The sequence below is a fragment of the Cellulomonas iranensis NBRC 101100 = JCM 18110 genome (assembly GCF_001552375.1).
GTDB lineage: Bacteria > Actinomycetota > Actinomycetes > Actinomycetales > Cellulomonadaceae > Cellulomonas > Cellulomonas iranensis.
The window spans coordinates 1-19,565 of record NZ_BCRB01000074.1; the positions used below are offsets into that span (position 1 = coordinate 1).

General features: G+C 74.5%; 21 protein-coding genes and 1 pseudogene. 2 read left to right on the forward strand and 20 right to left on the reverse strand.

From position 1 onward, the window contains the following. The first annotated feature begins 29 nt into the window (after positions 1-29). Positions 30-2,891, forward strand: a complete 2,862-nt coding sequence (locus tag CS2_RS14020; protein WP_082740240.1) for a glycoside hydrolase family 3 C-terminal domain-containing protein — start codon at positions 30-32, stop codon at positions 2,889-2,891. Positions 2,892-3,078: 187 nt separating this feature from the next. Further along, entirely contained in the window at positions 3,079-4,332 is a 1,254-nt protein-coding gene (locus tag CS2_RS14025) for an N-acetylglucosamine-6-phosphate deacetylase (RefSeq protein ID WP_070320446.1), read from the forward strand. Positions 4,333-4,336: 4 nt separating this feature from the next. On the opposite strand, the gene CS2_RS14030 is transcribed toward CS2_RS14025, so the two are convergent. The 20 genes and pseudogenes from CS2_RS14030 to CS2_RS19095 all read right to left on the reverse strand — a co-directional run. Beyond that, complete coding sequence (locus CS2_RS14030; protein ID WP_070320447.1) at positions 4,337-4,789, reverse strand: hypothetical protein; 453 nt, start codon at positions 4,787-4,789, stop codon at positions 4,337-4,339. Further along, positions 4,786-5,448: a TetR/AcrR family transcriptional regulator gene (locus CS2_RS14035; RefSeq protein ID WP_070320448.1), complete on the reverse strand. Its 663-nt coding sequence runs from the start codon at positions 5,446-5,448 to the stop codon at positions 4,786-4,788. The genes CS2_RS14030 and CS2_RS14035 overlap by 4 nt, the downstream gene beginning before the upstream one ends. Then, positions 5,445-5,948, reverse strand: a complete 504-nt coding sequence (locus CS2_RS14040) for a hypothetical protein (protein WP_070320449.1) — start codon at positions 5,946-5,948, stop codon at positions 5,445-5,447. The genes CS2_RS14035 and CS2_RS14040 overlap by 4 nt, the downstream gene beginning before the upstream one ends. A gap of 50 nt (positions 5,949-5,998) precedes the next feature. Next, positions 5,999-6,694 carry an endonuclease NucS gene (gene nucS / locus CS2_RS14045; RefSeq protein WP_046527793.1) on the reverse strand — a complete coding sequence of 232 codons (696 nt, stop codon included), beginning with the start codon at positions 6,692-6,694 and terminating at the stop codon, positions 5,999-6,001. A 28-nt stretch (positions 6,695-6,722) separates the two neighbouring features. After that, a complete protein-coding gene (locus CS2_RS14050; protein WP_070320450.1) occupies positions 6,723-7,160 on the reverse strand; it encodes a DUF2550 family protein in 438 nt (145 codons plus the stop codon). A gap of 21 nt (positions 7,161-7,181) precedes the next feature. Further along, a complete protein-coding gene (locus CS2_RS14055) occupies positions 7,182-7,469 on the reverse strand; it encodes a F0F1 ATP synthase subunit epsilon (RefSeq protein ID WP_046527791.1) in 288 nt (95 codons plus the stop codon). A gap of 44 nt (positions 7,470-7,513) precedes the next feature. Then, on the reverse strand, positions 7,514-9,001 hold the full coding sequence (gene atpD / locus CS2_RS14060) for a F0F1 ATP synthase subunit beta (protein ID WP_070320451.1): 1,488 nt from the start codon (positions 8,999-9,001) through the stop codon (positions 7,514-7,516). Positions 9,002-9,068: 67 nt separating this feature from the next. Further along, entirely contained in the window at positions 9,069-9,965 is an 897-nt protein-coding gene (locus CS2_RS14065) for a F0F1 ATP synthase subunit gamma (protein ID WP_070320452.1), read from the reverse strand. Between the two features lie 2 nt (positions 9,966-9,967). Then, a complete protein-coding gene (atpA, locus tag CS2_RS14070) occupies positions 9,968-11,596 on the reverse strand; it encodes a F0F1 ATP synthase subunit alpha (RefSeq protein ID WP_046527788.1) in 1,629 nt (542 codons plus the stop codon). Between the two features lie 63 nt (positions 11,597-11,659). Next, positions 11,660-12,475: a F0F1 ATP synthase subunit delta gene (locus tag CS2_RS14075; RefSeq protein ID WP_070320453.1), complete on the reverse strand. Its 816-nt coding sequence runs from the start codon at positions 12,473-12,475 to the stop codon at positions 11,660-11,662. Then, positions 12,475-13,059, reverse strand: coding sequence for a F0F1 ATP synthase subunit B (locus CS2_RS14080; protein WP_070320454.1), 585 nt, complete (start codon positions 13,057-13,059; stop codon positions 12,475-12,477). The genes CS2_RS14075 and CS2_RS14080 overlap by 1 nt, the downstream gene beginning before the upstream one ends. 4 nt (positions 13,060-13,063) lie before the next feature. Further along, positions 13,064-13,273 carry an ATP synthase F0 subunit C gene (gene atpE, locus CS2_RS14085; protein ID WP_256970836.1) on the reverse strand — a complete coding sequence of 70 codons (210 nt, stop codon included), beginning with the start codon at positions 13,271-13,273 and terminating at the stop codon, positions 13,064-13,066. A 100-nt stretch (positions 13,274-13,373) separates the two neighbouring features. Next, entirely contained in the window at positions 13,374-14,093 is a 720-nt protein-coding gene (atpB, locus tag CS2_RS14090) for a F0F1 ATP synthase subunit A (RefSeq protein WP_226236535.1), read from the reverse strand. A 183-nt stretch (positions 14,094-14,276) separates the two neighbouring features. Then, positions 14,277-14,777, reverse strand: coding sequence for a Cg1360 family ATP-synthase-associated protein (locus CS2_RS14095; RefSeq protein ID WP_070320456.1), 501 nt, complete (start codon positions 14,775-14,777; stop codon positions 14,277-14,279). A 25-nt stretch (positions 14,778-14,802) separates the two neighbouring features. Then, a complete protein-coding gene (locus CS2_RS14100) occupies positions 14,803-15,942 on the reverse strand; it encodes an MraY family glycosyltransferase (protein ID WP_046527784.1) in 1,140 nt (379 codons plus the stop codon). Beyond that, the gene (locus CS2_RS14105; RefSeq protein WP_070320457.1) at positions 15,939-16,688 is read right to left on the reverse strand and encodes an L-threonylcarbamoyladenylate synthase; all 750 of its coding nucleotides are present in this window, start codon (positions 16,686-16,688) and stop codon (positions 15,939-15,941) included. Before CS2_RS14105 ends, CS2_RS14100 begins: the two co-directional genes overlap by 4 nt. Beyond that, positions 16,685-17,602 (reverse strand): peptide chain release factor N(5)-glutamine methyltransferase, encoded by a 918-nt coding sequence (prmC, locus tag CS2_RS14110; RefSeq protein WP_082740241.1) that lies wholly within the window; start codon positions 17,600-17,602, stop codon positions 16,685-16,687. Before prmC ends, CS2_RS14105 begins: the two co-directional genes overlap by 4 nt. Then, positions 17,599-18,687, reverse strand: a complete 1,089-nt coding sequence (gene prfA, locus CS2_RS14115) for a peptide chain release factor 1 (RefSeq protein WP_070320458.1) — start codon at positions 18,685-18,687, stop codon at positions 17,599-17,601. The genes prmC and prfA overlap by 4 nt, the downstream gene beginning before the upstream one ends. 110 nt (positions 18,688-18,797) lie before the next feature. Further along, a complete protein-coding gene (gene rpmE, locus CS2_RS14120; RefSeq protein ID WP_046527782.1) occupies positions 18,798-19,013 on the reverse strand; it encodes a 50S ribosomal protein L31 in 216 nt (71 codons plus the stop codon). A gap of 152 nt (positions 19,014-19,165) precedes the next feature. Continuing rightward, positions 19,166-19,565, reverse strand: a pseudogene (locus CS2_RS19095) (HEAT repeat domain-containing protein); the annotation flags it as partial.

Sequence of the window (19,565 nt, forward strand, 5' to 3'; positions counted from 1 at the left end):
CCCGCCCACCCCGACCGACGAGGACCGCCGTGGCCGACGACGCCCCCACGCCCACCCCCGCAGCGACCGCGCCCGACCCCGGGACGCCGCGGTGGCGCGACCCCGCGCTGCCGGTCGAGGAACGCGCCGCCGCGCTCCTCGACGAGCTCACGCGCGACGAGCGGATCGCCCTGCTGCACCAGCACGCCCCGGCCGTCGAGCGCCTCGGGCTGGGCGCGTTCCGCACGGGCACCGAGGCCCTGCACGGCGTCGCCTGGCTCGGCACCGCCACCACGTTCCCGCAGCCCGTGGGCCTCGCCGCGACCTGGGACGTCGACCTGCTCGAACGCGTCGGCGCCGCCGTCGGCGTCGAGGTGCGCGCCAAGCACGCGGCCGACCCGACGGTCTCGCTCAACGTGTGGGCACCCGTGGTCGACCCGCTGCGTCACCCCGCCTGGGGCCGCAACGAGGAGGGCTGGTCCAGCGACCCTCACGTGACCGCGCACCTCGCGACCGCCTACGCGCGCGGCCTGCGCGGCGACCACTCCGTCTACTGGCGCACCGTGCCCACGCTCAAGCACTTCCTCGGGTACGACAACGAGACCGACCGCGCCGTGACCAGCACACAGCTGCGCCCGCGCGTGCTGCGCGAGTACGAGCTGCCCGCGTTCCGCGGCCCGATCGCCGCGGGCGTCGTCGGCGCCGTCATGCCGTCGTACAACCTCGTCAACGGCCGCCCGGCGCACCTGTGCGGCGAGCTGCTCGACGAGCTGCGGTCGTGGTCGGCCACGTCCCTGCTGGTCGTCTCGGACGCCGCCGCCCCCGGCAACGTCGTGACGTTCCAGCGCTACCACGACGACCACGTCACGTCGCACGCGGCGCTGGTGCGCGCCGGCGTCGACTCGTTCACGGCCGACGACGCCGACCCCCGGCCGACCGTCGAGCGCGTGATTGCGGCGCTCGAGCGCGGGCTCCTCACCGAGGCTGACGTCGACCGCGCCGTGCTGCGCCAGCTCGAGCTGCGGCTGCGCACGGGCGAGCTCGACCCCGACCTCGACCCGTGGGTCGTCGGCCCCGAGTCGATCGACCTGCCCGAGCACCGGACGCTCGCGCGCGAGGCCGCCGCCCGCGCGGTCGTCGTGCTGGAGGACGACGGCGTGCTGCCGCTCCCCCGCGACGCGTCCGTCGCCGTCGTCGGACCGCACGCCGACCGCGTGCTGCACGACTGGTACTCCGGCACCCCGCCCTACCTCGTGGGCCTCGGCACCGCGCTCGCCGAGGCGCTGGGACCCGACCGCGTGCACGTCGCCGACGGCGCCGACCGCGTCGCCCTGACCGCGACCTCCACGGGCCGCGGCGTCCGCGCCCTGGGCGACGGCACGCTCGTGGCCGACGCCGTCGAGGTGGTGGCGCACGACGTCACGGACTGGGGCGACGGCCTGCTCACGCTGCGCGACGTCGCGTCCGACCGCCTCTGGAGCGGCGCCGGGTGGGTCGTGCGCGCCGACGCGACGCGCGTCGGCGGGTGGGTCGCCCAGGAGTCGTTCCGCGCGCACCGCCACGACGAGGGCACGTGGTCGCTCCAGCACGTCGGGTCGGGCCGCTGGCTGCGCGTGCAGCACGACGAGGCCGGGACGCTCGTCGCCGACGCGCCCGACGCCACGCACGCCGAGCAGTTCGCGGCCCGGGTCCTGCGCAGCGGCACCGAGGAGGTCGCGCGCGCCGCGGCGGCGGCCGACGTCGTCGTCGTGACGGCCGGCAACGACCCGCACCTGCACGGCCGTGAGACCGAGGACCGCCCGCACCTCGGGCTGCCCGCGAGCCAGCGGGCGCTGTGGCGGGCCGCCGTCGCCGCGAACCCGCGCGCCGTGCTGCTCGTCGTCTCGTCGTACCCGTACGTGCTGGAGGGCGAGGCGGACGCCGCTGCCGCCGTCGTGTGGTCGTCGCACGGCGGGCAGGAGCACGGGCACGGCCTCGCCGACGTGCTGCTCGGCGACGTCGAGCCCACCGGTCGGCTCGCGCAGGAGTGGCCCGCCGACGCCGCGCAGGCCGGTGACCTGCTCGACTACGACGTCATCGCCACGCGCACCACGAGCTGGTACTCGCCCACGCCCCACCGGTACGGGTTGGGGCACGGCCGCACGTACGGCGACGTGCGCTACGTGGCGCTCGACGTCGCCGCGGACCGCGCGCCGGTCGACGAGGACGCGACGCTCGTCGCACACGTGACCGTCGAGAACCGCGGCGCACGACCCGCCCACGAGCTGGTCCAGCTCTACGTCGACGCACCCGGGCACCGGCTGCCGTACCCGCACCGCCTCGTCGCGCACGCGCGGGTCGTCGTGGCCCCGGGCGCGACGAGCGTCGTCGCGCTGCGCGTGCCGGTGCGCGACCTCGCGGTGTGGGACGTGACCCGCGATCGGTGGGTCGTCGAGCCGGGCCGCTACGTGCTGGGGGCCGGCCCGTCGAGCACCGCCGTCGCGCAGCGGGCGGACGTCGACGTCGCGGGCGCGCCCGTGCCGCCGCGCGAGCTGCGGGACCGGCCCGTGCGCGTCGCGGACGCCGACGACCTGCGAGGCGTCGACCTGTCCGAGCGGACGCGCGAGACGGGCACGTGCGTGCAGGTCCGGCGGGGCCGCACCGCGGGTGAGGTGCTGCTGCGCGACTGCCGGGTCGCGGGCGCGACCGCGATCGCGTTCGAGGTCGCCCGCACGGGGCCCGGACCCGCCCGCGTCGAGGTCCGGGACGCCTCGACCGGCGCCGAGCTCGCCCGCCTCGACGTCCCCGACGGCGTCGGACGCCACGACTGGACGCTCACCACCGTGCCGCTGACCGTCCCCGCGCGCGACGTCGCCGACCTGAGCGTCCGCCTCGTGGGGACCGCACGCCTCGCGACGCTGCGCCTCGTGTGACCGGCGCACCGCTCCCCCTCGACGGCGCGCGGAGGTCCGCCGGGCCGTCGCGGTGTCCGTCGGCGGTGGGGTCCGTGGCCGGTGGGGTCCGTGGGTGGTGGGGTGCACGGGCGGCGGTGCGCGGCGGGCCCAGAGCCGCCGAGGCCGGGCCCTGACGCGCAGCCGTCACCTGCGCGATGATCGGGGCATGACGAACGGTCCGTCCGACCTCACCGGTGCGCTCGTGGTCCGGGGGGACGTCGTCACCCCCGCCGAGGTGCTGCCCGACGCGGCCGTCGCCGTGCGGGGCGACCGGATCGTCTGGGTCGGCGCCGCGGACGACGTGCCGGCGACGCACCGCCCACCACGGCCCGCGCCGGGCACGCTCGTGCTGCCCGGGCTTGTCGACCTGCACTGCCACGGCGGAGGCGGCGCGAGCTTCCCGGACGCGACGACGCCCGACGAGGTGCGCCGCGCGGCCGACGAGCACCTGCGCCACGGCACGACGACGCTCGTCGCGTCGCTCGTCACGGCGCCGCGCGACGTCCTGCTCGCGCGCACCGCGCTGCTGGCCGACGCCGTCGACGCCGGCGTCGTGGCCGGGATCCACCTCGAGGGGCCGTTCCTCTCCCCCGCGCGCTGCGGCGCGCAGCACCCGGACGACATGGTGCCCGGCGACCCGGGGCTCGTCCGCGCCGTCGCGGCGGCGGCCCGCGGCCACCTCGTGACGATGACCGTCGCGCCCGAGGTCGCCGGGGTGGTCGGCGACGACGACGTGCTGCGCGCGCTCGTCGAGGCCGGCGCGCTGCCGTCGGTGGGCCACACCGACGCGAGCGCCGAGCAGACCGACGCCGCGATCGACCGCGCGTTCGACCTGCTGGCGACCTCGCCGGGCGCGCGCTCGCACCGCCCCACGGCGACGCACCTGTTCAACGGCATGCGTCCGCTGCACCACCGCGACCCCGGCCCGGTGGCCGCGTGCCTCGCCGCGGCGGCGCGCGGCGAGCTCGTGGTGGAGCTCGTCGCCGACGGCACGCACCTCGCGCCCGCGACGGTCCGGTCGGTGCTCGACCTGGTCGGGGCGGACGCCGCGGTGCTCGTGACCGACGCGATGGCCGCCGCCGGCATGCCCGACGGGGACTACCGCCTCGGGCCGATGGCGGTCCGCGTGGCCGACGGCGTGGCACGGCTCCTCGAGCACGACCTCGCCGAGCCGGGCGCAGCGCTGCGCGTCGGGGCGATCGCGGGCGGCGTCGCGCACCTGCTCGACGTCGTGCGCGCGACCGTCACCGCGGGCGTCCCGCTGGTCGCCGCGGTGCGCGCGGCCTCGAGCACGCCCGCGCAGGTGCTCGGCCGCCCCGACCTCGGGGCGGTGCTGCCCGACCACCGGGCCGACCTGCTCGTGACCACGCCCGGGCTCGAACCCACGCGCGTGCTGCGCGCGGGTGCCTGGGTCGCCTGAGACCTCAGCCGCGCGACGCGTCGCCGCGCGGACCGTCACCCCGCTGGCGCTCCTGCCCGCGGCGCACCAGCCCGGCGGTCAGCCCGCCCACGAGCCCCCCGACCGCGGGGAGCACCACGAGCTCGACGAGCGGGCCGGTGCCCAGCAGCCACGGCCACGTCGAGAGCAGCACCAGGGGCTGCACGACGCCGACGAGGGCCCCGCCCAGCAGTCCGACCGCGCCGTACGCCAGGACGGCGGGCCCGGTGCGGGCCAGCGCCGCGCGGGCGACGAGCGCGATCGGCACCGCGCACAGCAGCGCCGGCCCGGCCGCGTACACCAGCAGCAGGGACGGTCGCGTCAGCGCCGGTGCGCCCGGACCGTCGACGGCGAGCACCAGCGCGGCGCGCAGCACCCACACGGTGACGACGGCCGCGAGCACCCCGAGCACCCCGGGCGCCGTCCACCGCCGGGTCACGGCCGCACCGCCGCGAGCAGCCGCAGCGCGTCCTCGGCGACCCCCCGCGCGACCGGCAGACGCGCGAGGCCCACCAGGCGCCCGACCAGGGGCGCGGCGCCGTCGACGAGCGCGCGGACGCGCCGCTGGTCGGGCGTCGTGTCGTGCACCCACGCGACCACGACGCCGAGCTGCGCGAGCCACAGCAGCTCCGGCAGGTCGGCGCGCAGGTGCGCGGGGACCGCGGGGCTGGCACCGTCGACGACCTCGCGGAAGATCGCCCGGCTGAGGTCGGCGCTCGGCACCGAGGAGGCCGAGAACGGGCTCGCGGCCGAGCCCGGCCGGATCGCGACCCCGATGGACTCGACTCCGAACCGGCGGTAGGGGCCGAAGGCGTCGAGGCCCGCGTGCCAGGTCGCCCGCAGTCGCGACGTCAGGTCGCCGCCCGTCGCGAGGGCGGTGCGCGCCCGCGCGGCGTGCTCGCGGTTCACCTCGAGGTAGACCTCCTGCACGAGGTCGTCCTTGGACGCGAAGTGGTGGTACGCGTTGCCCACCGCGACGCCCGCCTCCTGCGCGACCGCGCGCATCGTCGTCGCGTCGAAGCCCCGCTCGCGGAACAGGTGCAGCGCCGTCGTGCGGATCAGGTCCCGCGTCTCGTCCGCCGTCCGCCGGGCGCTCATGCGGCGACCCCGGCGTCGTGGGGGGCGCGCGCACGCGAGGCGCGACGTCGACGCACCGCTCCCGCGGCCCACCGCCCGCCGCCCGCGCCGAGCGCACCCTCGAGCGCGTAGACGAGCACGGTCACCGGGGGCGGCGACGCGGTCTCCGTGCCCGCCCACAGGTCGGGGACCATGGCCATCGCGGTCGCTGTCACGGCCCCGACCAGGGCGAACGCGGCGACGTGCAGACGCTCGTGCGGCACGGACCGCAGCGCCCAGGCGGTGAGCAGCCCCAGCGGGAAGCCGAGCACGACGGTCGGCACGACGGCGACGAAGGCCGCGAGCACCAGCACGAAGCCGAGCCCGCCCAGTCCCGCGCCGGCCTCCTCGACGACCATGAGACCCGTGCCGAGCGGGACGTTGACGGACACGACGACCACCGCGGTCCAGCCGACGACGCCGAGCACGGGCGACATGCCGCGCACGGCCGGACCGTCGACGGGCTGCGGGGACTGATCCATGGCGCCATTGAACACGTTCAACTGAACATGTTCAACAGCGCTGCGGCCGGTCAGAAGAGTCGCGAGTCCACGTCGTCGACGCCGCGCATCGCGTCGTAGTCGAGCACGAGGCACGCGATCCCCCGGTCGGCCGCGAGCACCCGCGCCTGCGGCTTGATCTCCTGCGCCGCGAAGACGCCTCGCACGGGCCGCAGCAACGGGTCCCGGTTGAGCAGCTCGAGGTACCGCGTGAGCTGCTCGACCCCGTCGATGTCGCCCCGGCGCTTGATCTCGACCGCGACCGTGCCGCCCTCGGGCGACTTCGCCAGGATGTCGACCGGGCCGATCGCCGTCGGGTACTCGCGCCGCACCAGCTGGTGGCCGGTGCCGAGCAGCGCGATCTGCGCCGCCAGCAGCTCCTGCAGGTGCGCCTCGACACCGTCCTTCACGAGGCCGGGGTCGACGCCCAGCTCGTGCGCCGAGTCGTGCTGCACGTCGTACAGGTCGATGACGAGCCGGTCGTCGGACTTCGCGTGCTGCACGGTCCACACCTGCGTCACGCCGGCGGCCGCCTGCTCGGCGTCGGGCTCGCCGACCGCGAGGGAGCAGGGCGGGCTCATCCAGTTCAGCGGCTTGTAGGAGCCGCCGTCCGAGTGCAGCAGCACCGAACCGTCGGCCTTGACCACGAGCAGCCGGCGGGCACGCGGCAGGTGCGCCGAGAGCCGACCGGTGTAGCGGGCCGCGCACTCCGCGACGACCAAGCGCATGCGCTTCCTTCCTCTGGTCGCGCCGGGATCAGATGATCGTCCCGACGCGCGACGGCGTCGCCTCGATCCACGACGTGAACCCGGCGTACGCCTCGACGGACATCTGCAGGCGGACCTCCTGCGCCGGACCACCCGCGGCCGGCACGACCCGGCAGTGCGCCACGACGGCCTGCGGCCGGCCCGGGGCGGGCGGGAGCACCGACCTCTCCAGCACGACGAGCCCGTAGCGGGACCACGTGCGCGCCGGCCGGGGCATCACCGAGACGCGACGCCACCAGTAGAGGCGCGTCGCGCCGTACTGCGCGGTGCCGCGGGCCGGGCGCGGGTCGTTCGCCTCGGTGAGGACGCACCCGAACGACCCGACCCGTCGCGCGAGCGTGCGTGTCCGCGAGAACCACAGGGCCACGAGCGCCAGCACCAGCACGGCGACGACGCCCGCGACGACGGCGAGGACCTGCCCGCTCACGCCGTCACCCGCCCGCCGGGGTCAGTGCCCGGACGTGGCAGCGGCCGCCGCCTCGGACACGGCGTCGACGACGACCGTCACCTGGTTGTCGTCGACCGACAGGAACCCGCCGTCGACGTGCCACGCGAGCGGGGCTCCCCCGCCCGCGGGCACGATCCGCACCGGGCCCTCGCGCAGCACCGACAGGATCGGCGTGTGCCCCGCGAGGATGCCGATGTCACCGTCCGCGGCCGGGGCCGACACCTGACGTGCCGTCCCCGACCAGACCTTGCCGTCCGCGGCGACGACGTCCACCTCGAGCTCTGCCACCGTGCTCCTCCCTCAGCCCTGCCGTACGCCGCCCGACCCGCAGGTCAGACGCCGTACTCCTTCTGGATGCGGGCCCAGTTGCGCTCGAGGTCCTCGAGGCCGCCGATGTTGAAGAACGCCTGCTCGGCGATGTGGTCGAACTCGCCCTCGGCGATCTTCTTGAACGCCTCGACGGTCTCGGTGACCGGCACGGTCGAGCCCACGACACCCGTGAACTTCTCGGCCATGTAGGTGTTCTGCGAGAGGAACTGCTGGATGCGGCGCGCACGCGCGACGATCGTCTTGTCCTCCTCGGAGAGCTCGTCGACGCCGAGGATCGCGATGATGTCCTGCAGCTCCTTGTTGCGCTGCAGGATCGACTTCACCTGCGTCGCGACGTCGTAGTGCTCCTGGCCCACGTAGCGCGGGTCGAGGATGCGGCTCGTCGACGCGAGCGGGTCGACCGCGGGGTACAGACCGCGCGACGCGATCTCACGGCTGAGCTCGGTCGTCGCGTCGAGGTGCGCGAACGTCGTGGCCGGCGCCGGGTCGGTGTAGTCGTCGGCGGGGACGTAGATCGCCTGCAGCGACGTGATCGAGTGCCCGCGCGTCGAGGTGATGCGCTCCTGCAGCTGACCCATCTCGTCGGCGAGGTTCGGCTGGTAGCCGACGGCGGACGGCATGCGGCCGAGCAGCGTCGACACCTCGGAGCCGGCCTGCGTGAACCGGAAGATGTTGTCGATGAACAGCAGCACGTCCTGCTTCTGGACGTCGCGGAAGTACTCCGCCATCGTGAGCGCCGACAGCGCGACGCGCAGACGCGTGCCCGGGGGCTCGTCCATCTGGCCGAAGACGAGGGCCGTCTTGTCGAAGACGCCCGCCTCCTCCATCTCGACGATGAGGTCGTTGCCCTCACGCGTGCGCTCGCCGACGCCGGCGAACACCGAGACGCCGCCGTGGTCCTGCGCGACGCGCTGGATCATCTCCTGGATGAGGACCGTCTTGCCGACGCCCGCGCCGCCGAACAGGCCGATCTTGCCGCCCTGGACGTACGGGGTCAGCAGGTCGATGACCTTGATGCCGGTCTCGAACATCTGCGTCTTCGACTCGAGCTGGTCGAAGGCCGGGGGCTTGCGGTGGATGGGCCAGCGCTCGGTGATCTCGAGCTTCTCGCCCTCGGCGAGGTTGAGCACCTCACCCGTGACGTTGAAGACCTTGCCCTTGGTGACGTCGCCGACGGGCACCGAGATCGGCAGGCCCGTGTCGCGCACCTGCGCACCGCGCACGAGGCCGTCGGTCGGCTTCAGCGCGATGGCGCGCACCAGGGACTCACCCAGGTGCTGCTCGACCTCGAGCGTCATGGTGAAGGCGCCGTCGCCCTCCCCCTCGCCCTGCGCCGAGAGGTCGATGTCGACCTCGAGCGCGTTGTAGATCTCGGGGATCTGGTCCGGCGGGAACTCGATGTCCACGACGGGCCCGATGACCCGCGCGACCCGGCCGACGCCGGGCGTGCCGGCGTTCGCGGCCGTCGCGTCGACGGTGGTGGCGGTCATGTCTGCCTCGCTTCGCTCGTCCGGGCGGTGCGGTGCCCGGCTGGGGTCGGTGTCGTGCTGTCGGGGGTCAGGAGGACGCGAGCGCGTCGGCGCCCGACACGATCTCGCTGATCTCCTGGGTGATCTCGCCCTGCCGCGCCTGGTTGGCCAGTCGCGTGTAGGTGCGGATGAGGTCCTCGGCGTTCTCGGTCGCGGTGTGCATGGCCCGCTGCCGCGCCGCGAGCTCCGAGGCCGAGGCCTGCAGCAGGTTGGCGTAGATGCGCGTACGGACGTACCGCGGCAGGAGCGCGTCGAGCACCTCGGCCGGGCTCGGCTCGAACTCGTACAGCGGGAGCGCGTCGTTCTCGCCCACCGGCGCCACGCCCTCGACGACCTCGAGCGGCAGGAGCCGCACGACGCGCGGGCGCTGCGTGACCATGTTGACGAACTGCGTGAACACGACGTGCACCTCGCTCACGCCGCCCTCCTCGGCCGCCGCGCGGAACGCGTCGAGCAGCTCGTTCGCGATCTCGTCGGCGACCTCGGGGGTCGGCGCGTCCGAGAAGCCGGACCACTGCCCCGCGAGCTCGCGCTGCCGGAACGTGTAGTACGCCACGGCGCGACGTCCCGAGACGTAGAGGGCGACCTGCTTGCCCTCGCTCTCGAGCCGCTGCACGAGCCGCTCGGTCTCGCGGATCACGCTCGCCGAGTAGGCGCCCGCCATGCCGCGGTCCGAGGCGATCAGCAGCACCGCGGCGCGCGTCGTGTCCGTGCGCTCCACGAGGAACGGGTGGGACACGTCGGAGTGCGTCGCGACCGCCGAGACGGCACGCGTGATCGCCCGGGCGTACGGCGTGGCCATGGCCACCCGGTCGCGCGCCTTGCCGATGCGCGACGCGGCGATGAGCTCCTGGGCGCGGAACATCTTCTTGAGCGACTGGGTGCTCTTGATCCGCGCCTTGTAGACGCGCTGCTGTCCCGCCATGCTCAGGCCCGCTTCTGGCGGACGATCTGCTCCTGCTCGACCTCGACGTGCTCGTCCTCCTCGGCCTCGCCCACGAGGGCGCTGCCGTCGAACGTGATGAAGCCGTTGCGGAAGTCGTCGACGGCCGAGCCGAGCGCCTGCTCGGTGGCCTCGTCGAGCTTGCCGGTCTCGGCGATCGTCGAGAGCACGTCGGTCTTGCGGCGCAGGTGCTCCAGCATCTCGGACTCGAAGCGTCGGACGTCCTCGAGCGGGACGTCGTCGAGCTTGCCCTTGGTGCCGGCCCAGATCGACGCCACCTGGTCCTCGACCGGGTACGGCGAGTACTGACCCTGCTTGAGCAGCTCCATGAGCCGCGCACCACGCGTCAGCTGCGCGCGCGACGCCGCGTCGAGGTCGGACGCGAACATCGCGAACGCCTCGAGCGAGCGGTACTGCGCGAGGTCGAGCTTGAGCGTGCCGGACACCTGCTTCATCGCCTTGACCTGCGCGGCACCACCGACGCGGGACACCGAGATGCCGACGTCGACGGCGGGGCGCTGGTCGGCGTTGAACAGGTCCGACTGCAGGAAGATCTGGCCGTCGGTGATCGAGATGACGTTGGTCGGGATGTACGCCGACACGTCGTTGGCCTTGGTCTCGATGACCGGCAGGCCCGTCATCGAGCCCGCGCCCAGCTCGTCCGAGAGCTTCGCGCAGCGCTCGAGCAGGCGGGAGTGCAGGTAGAAGACGTCACCGGGGTACGCCTCGCGGCCCGGGGGGCGACGCAGCAGCAGCGACACGGCGCGGTACGCCTCGGCCTGCTTCGACAGGTCGTCGAACACGATGAGGACGTGCTTGCCCTGGTACATCCAGTGCTGGCCGATGGCCGAGCCGGTGTAGGGCGCGAGGTACTTGAAGCCCGCCGGGTCGGACGCCGGGGCCGCGACGATCGTCGTGTACTCGAGCGCGCCGGCCTCCTCGAGGGCGCCGCGCACCGCGGCGATGGTCGAGCCCTTCTGGCCGATCGCGACGTAGACGCAGCGCACCTGCTTGGTCGGGTCGCCCGACTCCCAGTTCGCCTTCTGGTTGATGATCGTGTCGATCGCGATCGCCGTCTTGCCGGTCTGGCGGTCGCCGATGATGAGCTGACGCTGGCCGCGCCCGATCGGGATCATCGAGTCGATGGCCTTGAGGCCGGTCTGCAGCGGCTCGTGGACCGACTTGCGGGCCATGACGCCGGGGGCCTGCAGCTCGAGCGCGCGGCGGGCCTCGGTGGCGACGTCGCCCAGGCCGTCGATGGGGTTGCCCAGCGGGTCGACGACGCGGCCGAGGTAGCCGTCGCCGACGGCGACCGACAGGACCTCACCCGTGCGGCGGACCTCCTGGCCCTCCTCGATGCCGGCGAACTCGCCGAGCACGACGACACCGATCTCGCGCACGTCGAGGTTGAGCGCGAGGCCCAGCGTGCCGTCCTCGAAGCGCAGCAGCTCGTTCGCCATGGCCCCGGGCAGGCCCTCGACCTGCGCGATGCCGTCGGCGGCGAGCGTCACGCGCCCGACCTCCTCGGCGACCGCGTCGGCGGGCTCGTAGGACTTGACGAAGCTGTCCAGCGCGGCGCGGATCTCCTCCGGCCGGATCGTCAGCTCAGACATCAGCGGTTACTCCTGTCGTGTCCGCCCGGTGCGGACCGGCGGTGGGGTCGTCGAGAGGGTTCGTCAGCCGGCGAGCCGGCGGCGGGCGTCGTCCAGCCGTGCGCGCACGGTCGCGTCGATCACGTCGGCGTCGACCTGGATCCGCAGGCCGCCCAGGGCCGCGGGGTCGACGGAGACGTTGAGCTGCACGGGGCGGCCGTAGCGGCGCTCGAGCAGCCGCTCGATCCGCTCGCGCTGCGCCTGCGTGAGCGCGGCGGCGGCCGTCACCTGGGCCACGAGCCGGCGTCGACGCGCGGCCGCGAGCCGGCCGAGCTCGATGACCGCGGCGGTCAGCGTGCGGCCCCGGGGGGCCGCGACCGCGCGGGTCACGAGCGTGAGGGTCGCCGCGGCCGCCTTGGTGCCCAGCAGGTCGCGCACGAGCGTGGTCCGGCGGGCCACGTCGGCCGTCCGGTCCCCGAGCGCCTGGCGGACGTCGCGGTTCGCCGCGAGCAGCCGGTCGACCCGGAACAGCTCGTCCTCGACGCGCTCGAGCTCGCCGGCCGCCTGCGCGGACGCGAGCACCGCGACCGTGCCCAGACGGTCGACGGCCTCGACGAGGTCGCGCTCACCCGCCCAGCGGGCCCGGACCATGCCGGCGACCAGGTCGACGACCCGGCCGTCGACGCGCCCGGAGAGCACGGCGCCGACGAGCCCGGCCTTGGCCTCGCCCGTCGCGCCGGGGTCGGTCAGCGCGCGCCGCAGCGACGCGTTCCCGTCCAGCAGGTCGACCACCGCGAACAGCTGGTCGCCCAGCGTCGCGGCGTCCGCACCCGCGGCGGCGAGGACCGGCTCGAACCGGTCCTCCGCGTCCGTCAGCGCCTGCTGGCTCGTGCCTCGCATCAGCGTCCCTTCACGCGGTCCGCGTCCGCCTCGTCGGCCGACGCGCCCAGCTGGCCGTCGAGCTCGTCGAGGAACCGGTCCACGACCCGCGACGCGCGCGCGTCGTCGGAGAGCGACTCACCGAGGATCCGCGCGGCGAGGTCGGTGGCCAGCGAGCCCACGTCGGACCGCAGCGAGATCGCCGCCGCCTGACGCTCGGCCTCGATCTGCCGGTGCGCGGTCTCGACGATGCGCTCGGCGTCGGCCGTGGCCTTGGACCGCAGCTCCGCGAGGATCGCCTGCCCCTCGGCACGCGCCTCCTCACGGACGCGCGCGGCCTCGGTGCGGGCCTCGTCGAGCTGCGCCTTGTACTGCTCGATGAGTGCGGCGGCCTCCTCCTGGGCGACCTCCGCGCGCTTGAGCCCACCCTCGATGAGCTCGGTGCGCTCGTCGAGGATGCGCGTGAAGACGGGCAGGACGACCTTCCAGAAGACCAGCCCGATGATCAGCGCGCACACCGCCGACCACACGATGTCGTACGTGGCCGGGAGGAGGATGGACTGCTCGCCTCCCTCGGCCGCCAGGACGAGAGTCGTCGCGATCATCGGATCAGAAGACGAAGCCGGCGGCGAAGCCGATGAGGCCCAGCGCCTCGATGGCGGCGAGCGCGATGAACATGTTGGTGCGCAGCAGACCGGCGACCTCGGGCTGGCGAGCCGTGGCCTCCTGCGTCTTGGCGACCATGATGCCGAGGCCGATGCCGGGGCCGAGGGCGGCCAGGCCGAAACCGATCGTTGCGATGTTGCCCGTGATGTCCACGAGTGTTCTTCCTTCCGGTTGGCGGGGCCGGACCCTCGTCCGGTTCCTCCGACGGTCGTGACGACGGCCCGGTGGGCCGCCGACGAGGACTACGACGTGGTCAGTGCGACTCCTGCGAGATGCTGATGTAGACCGCGGTGAGCAGCGTGAAGATGTACGCCTGCAGCGCCGCGATGAAGATCTCGAAGAGCGTGAAGGCGAAGCCGGCCGCGAGCGTCACGGCGCCGACCGCCTTGAGCGCACCCGCCGCCTCGAAGAAGAGGAAGTGGGTCGCGCCGAAGCAGAGGACGAGCAGCAGGTGCCCGGCCACCATGTTGACGAGGAGTCGGATGGTGAGCGTCGCCGGCCGCAGGATGAACGTCGAGATGAGCTCGATCGGCGTGAGGATGATGTACACCGGCCACGGCACGCCCGACGGGAACAGGGTCGTGCGCAGGTAGCCGACCGCGCCGTGGGCCTTGATGCCGACCACGATGAAGGCGACGAAGGCGATGATCGCCATCACCAGCGGGAAGCCGATGAGCGACGAGCTCGCGATGTTGAGGCCGGGCACGACGCCCGTGATGTTGGCGGCGAGCACGGCGAAGAAGATCGTGGTCAGCAGCGGGACGAACCGACGCGCGGTGTCCTTGCCGATGATCTCCTCGGCGATGTTGACCCGCACGAAGTCGAGCGACATCTCGGCGACGTTCTGGGAACGTCCCGGCACCAGGCGCGCACGGCGCGCGGCGAGCCAGAACAGCGTCACCAGGACGAGGGTCGCGAGGATCCGGATGAGGATGATCCGGTTCAGCTCGAACGGGGTGCCCCCGAACAGCACGGTGGGCGGGAAGAACTCGGCGATCGTCGGCGCATGGAACCCGCCGTCCTGCGACGCGGCGAACGGCAGGATCGTCGAGAGGCTGGACAGAGCGGACTCCTGTGGTCGTGATGACTGCCGACGCGCGCGTCGATGCGAGCGCTCCGTAGCACGTGGACGTCGTGGATTCGGGGGAAGCCTAACCTATCGGTGGGGCTGATCCTGACCGCCGTCCACCCTTCTGGGCTCTTCGTCCCGCGGTCCCGCGGAGGGCACGACGTACGGTGTCCGGCTGGCCTGGACCGCGCGGTAGTCGGCGAACGCCGACCCGACCACGCCGAGCGTGAGCACCACGACCAGCACGCGCGCGTCGTAGAAGTCCATGCCGCGCAGCACCGCGAGCACGACGACCAGGAGCACGACCTTCGCGAGCCAGGCGCCCATGACGAGCGCCGACATCTGGCCGAGCCCCGACCGCACCGTGCGCAGCATCGACCAGATCGTCGTGCCCGAGAACGCGAGCGCGATCGCCGCGCCGATCAGCGCACCCCACACGCCCGGGAGGCCGGCGACCAGCGCCCCGACCGCCACCCCCAGCACGACGAGGACGGCGAGCAGCACGAGCAGGTCGCGCAGCGCGCGGCGCAGCACGGCACGGATGGCGTCCTGCGCCTCGGGGGCCAGGGGGCCGGCCGGGTCCGTCACGGGGGTCTCCTCAGGGGTGGGGCGGTCAGGACCCGACGACGGTCGGGGCGTCGTCCGGCACGTCGTCGGGGGTGCGTCGCGACCCGCGCAACGGGCCGAACGTCAGGATCGTCGCGATCACCACACCGATGCCGGTGAGGACGAGGACCGTGGTGGTCGACAGCGCGGCGAGCGCCGCGACCCCGAACGCCAGCACGCCCGTCCAGACGTACATGATCGCGACCGCGCGCCGGTGGCTGTGGCCCAGCGCCAGCAGCCGGTGGTGCAGGTGCAGGCGGTCGGGGTGGAACGGGCTCTTGCCGTTGAGCAGGCGCCGCACGATCGCCAGGCCCATGTCGAGCAGCGGCAGCACGAGCACGGCGACGGGCAGCAGGATCGGCACGTACGCGGGGAACCGCACGCGGTCGACCACCGCCGCGAAGTCGATCTGACCCGTCACGACGATCGCGGCGGCCGCGATGACGAAGCCGAGCAGCATCGAGCCCGAGTCGCCCATGAAGATGCGCGCCGGGTAGAAGTTGTGCGGCAGGAAGCCGACGCACACGCCGACGAGCGCCGCGACCACCAGCGTCGCGAGGTTCGAGTAGTCGTCCCGGCCCGTGCCGATGGTCAGCAGGTAGGCGTAGACGAAGAACGCCGCGCCCCCGATCGCCAGGACGCCCGCCGCGAGGCCGTCGAGGCCGTCGACGAAGTTCACGGCGTTCATCGCGACGACGACCGACACCACCGTGAGGAACACCGCCGAGCGCGACGAGCCGCTGATGACGTTCTCGGCGACCGGCAGCTGGTAGAGCAGCACGCCCTGCCAGGCCAGGAACCCGGCCGCGAGGATCTGCCCCATGAGCTTCGTGAGCCAGTCGAGGTCCCAGATGTCGTCGGCGACGCCGAGCGCGCACACGATCGCGGCACCGCCGACGATGCCGAAGATGGGCCGCGGGTTGGCGTACACCGGCTCGAGGAACGGGACGCGCGAGCCGATGAGCAGCGCGACCAGCAGTCCGACGAACATCGCCATGCCGCCGAGCCGCGGCGTCGGGACCGCGTGCACGTCACGGTCGCGCACGGCCGTGATCGCCCCCCAGCGCAGCGCGCACCAGCGCGCGAGCGGCGTCGTGAGGTAGGTGACGACCGCGGCGACCACCGCGACGAGCAGGTACACCCTCACGGCGCGGCGGTCCCGCCCGCCGTGGCGTCGTCGTCGGGCGCACCGTCCCCGCGGCCGTCCGCCTCGGGCGCGTCCGTCGCCGGCGCCGGCGGGGGCGGGGGCGGGCCCATCACGGGCGCCACCGCGGCGAGGGTCGCGACGTCGAGCGCGCCGAGCCGCACGATGCGCAGCACGTCGCCCGTGGCGTCCACGATGGTCGACGCGACGCCGCCGGGCGCCTCGCCGCCGTCGAGGAACACCGGGACCTTGGCGCCGAGCTGGCGGTACGCCTCGGCCGCGGTCGTCGCCGCGGGCCGGCCCGTGAGGTTGGCGCTCGAGACGGCGAGCGGACCCGTGCGGCGCAGCAGCGCGAGCGCCACGGGGTGGTCGGGCATGCGCAGCGCGACCGTCCCGTGCGTCTCGCCCAGGTCCCACGCGAGGGAGGGCTGCGCGCGCACGATGATCGTCAGACCGCCGGGCCAGAACGCCTCGGCGAGCGCGCGGACCCCGGCGGGGACGTCGGTCGCGAGGCCGTCGAGCGTCCGGACGTCGGGGATGAGCACGGGTGGCGGCATCTGGCGGCCCCGGCCCTTGGCGTCGAGCAGCGCCTGCACGGCGCGCGGCGCGAACGCGTCGGCACCGATGCCGTACACGGTGTCGGTGGGCAGCACCACGAGCTCGCCGCGACCGACCGCGTTCACGGCCTCGTCGATCGCGGGGCCCCAGGTCGCCGGGTCGGTCGCGTCCTTGATGCGGATGAGGCTCACGCGGGCGAGTCTCCCACGACCGGCCGTGCGACCCGCCGCGCGACGAGCGTGCGCTCCCGGCCGGTGAGGTCGGGCAGCGTCCGGACCTCGGCGAACGCGCCGGTCGCCTCGGCCGCGGCACGTGCGGCGGGGCCCTGCACCTCGGCGTGCTCCATCACCAGCAGGCCGCCGTCGCCCAGCAGCCGGGCCGCGGCGGCGATCACGGCGCGCGGCACCTCGAGCCCGTCCGCTCCCCCGCCGTAGAGCGCGAGGTCGGGGTCGTGGTCGCGCACCTCGGGGTCGAGCGGGACCGCGTCGGGCGGGATGTAGGGCGGGTTGGAGACGAGCACGTCGACGGCGCCGTCGAGCTCGGCCAGCAGCGCGGGGTCGCGCACGTCGCCCCGCTCGACGCGCAGGTCGGCCGTGCCGACCGCGCCCGCGTTGGCGCGCGCGAGACCGACGGCCTCGTCGGACAGGTCCACGGCCACGACCCGGCTCGCGGGCACCTCGGTGTCGACGGCGATCGCGATCGCCCCGGTGCCCGTGCACAGGTCGACGACGAGCGGGCGGGCGCCCCGCGCCGCGAGCGCCGTCGCCTCGTCGATCGCGAGCTGCGCGACGGTCTCGGTCTCGGGCCGCGGCACGAACACGCCCGGCTCGACGCGCAGCGTCACGTAGCGGAAGACCGTGTACCCGACGATGTGCTGCAGCGGCTCGCGCGCACGACGACGCTCGACGAGCCCCGCGAACTCGGCGGCGAACCCGTCGGGCAGCGGCGGCGGCAGCACCAGCTCGACGCGCGGCAGGCCCAGCGCGTACGCGGCGAGCGCGAGCGCGTCGTGCCGCGGCGACGCGACGCCCGCCTCGGCGAGCACGGCCGCGGCGCCGTCGACGTACGCCCGCAGCCCGGGCGCCGGGCGCACGGCGTCGGTCACGCGTGGCCGCCCGCGGCGGCGAGCTGCGCGGCCTCGTCGGCCTCGACGGCGGACGCGACGACCGGGCCGAGGTCGCCGTCGAGCACCTGGTCGAGGTTGTACGCCTTGTAGCCGGTGCGGTGGTCGGCGATGCGGTTCTCGGGGAAGTTGTACGTGCGGATCCGCTCCGAGCGGTCGACCGTGCGCACCTGCGAACGGCGCGCCTCGCTCGCGGCGGCCGCGGCCTCCTCCTGCCGCGCCGCGAGCAGCCGCGCGCGCAGCACGCGCAGCGCCTGCTCGCGGTTCTGCAGCTGGGACTTCTCGTTCTGCATCGACACGACGATGCCGGTCGGCAGGTGGGTGATCCGCACGGCCGAGTCCGTCGTGTTGACGGACTGCCCGCCCGGCCCGGACGAGCGGTAGACGTCGATCCGCAGGTCGTTCTGGTCGATCTCGACGTCGCCCTCGTCGTCGGCCTCGGGGAAGATCATGACGCCGGCCGCCGACGTGTGGATGCGGCCCTGGGACTCGGTGACCGGCACGCGCTGCACGCGGTGCACGCCGCCCTCGTACTTCAGGTGCGCCCACACGCCGTCCTCGGGCGTCGTCGCCCCGCGCGCCTTGATCGCGACCTGCACGTCCTTGACGCCGCCCAGGTCCGACGCCGTGGAGTCGAGCACCTGCACCGCCCAGCCCTGCCGCTCGGCGTAGCGCGTGTACATGCGCAGCAGGTCGCCTGCGAACAGCGCGGACTCCTCACCGCCCTCGCCGGCCTTGATCTCGAGGATCACGTCGCGCGCGTCGTCGGGGTCGCGCGGCACCAGGACGCGGCGCAGACGCTCGGCGGCCTCGTCGGCCGCGGCGCGCAGCGCGGGCAGCTCGTCGGCGAACGCCGGGTCCTCGTCCGCGAGCTCGGCGGCGGCCTGCGCGTCGTCGGCGGCCGTCCGCCACGCCCGGTAGGCCTGCACGACCCGCCCGAGCTCGGCGTAGCGCCGCCCGAGGCGGCGCGCGCGGCCCGCGTCGGCGTGGACCGCGGGGTCGGACAGGTCACGCTCGATCTGCGCGTGCTCGGCGAGGGCCGCCTCGACGGCGTCGAGCTGCTCCACCTGCTGACCTCCCACGCGTGACCCGACCGGCACAAAGCGACAGCGCCGGTGCGCCGCGGGCACGGCCATGGAGGGCCGTCGTCCGCGCGCGCACCGGCGCTGCCGGGGTGCTAGTTGGCGCTCTTCTTGCCGTAGCGCGCCTCGAAGCGGGCCACGCGGCCGCCGGTGTCGAGGATCTTCTGCTTGCCCGTGTAGAACGGGTGGCAGGCGCTGCAGACGTCGGCGTGGATCTTGCCGGACGTCACGGTCGAGCGCGTCACGAAGGTGTTGCCGCAGGTGCACGTGACCTCGGTGGCCACGTACTCCGGGTGGATGCCAGACTTCACTGAACTCTCCTTGGTGGGGGTGCCTCCGGGTCCGGACGCGCGTGCCGCGCCGGTGAACCGCAGACCGACGAACCATTGTGCCAGAACCACCGACGGGGTCGAAACCTTCCCGGCTGGGTCGGCACGGGCCGGCACGGCCGGCGCAGGCCCCCTCAGGCCAGCAGCGCCGCGAGCCGCTTCTTCTTCCGGTTCTCCCGCACGACCCACGCGACGTCGGCGTCGGGATCGCGCGCGAGGACCACGAACGCCGGCAGCCCCGCGTCGGGGTCGCCCGCGACCGCGACCGACCACGCGTAGCCGAGCGCCTGCCGCAGCGTGCGCACGTCGGCGTCCCGCCGGTGCGCCGCCGGCACGGCTCGCAGCAGGTCGGTCGCGCGCGCGCACGCGTCGAGCGCGGCCACCCGCAGCGCCGGCACGCGCAGCAGCGCGGGCTCGCACAGCGCGGCCACGGCCGCCCGCGCGGGCAGCGGGTCGCCGGTGCGCAGCCACGCGTCGGCGAGCGCCACGAGCGCCGCGGGCTCCCCCGCGCCGAGCCGCTGACCGGCCATCGCC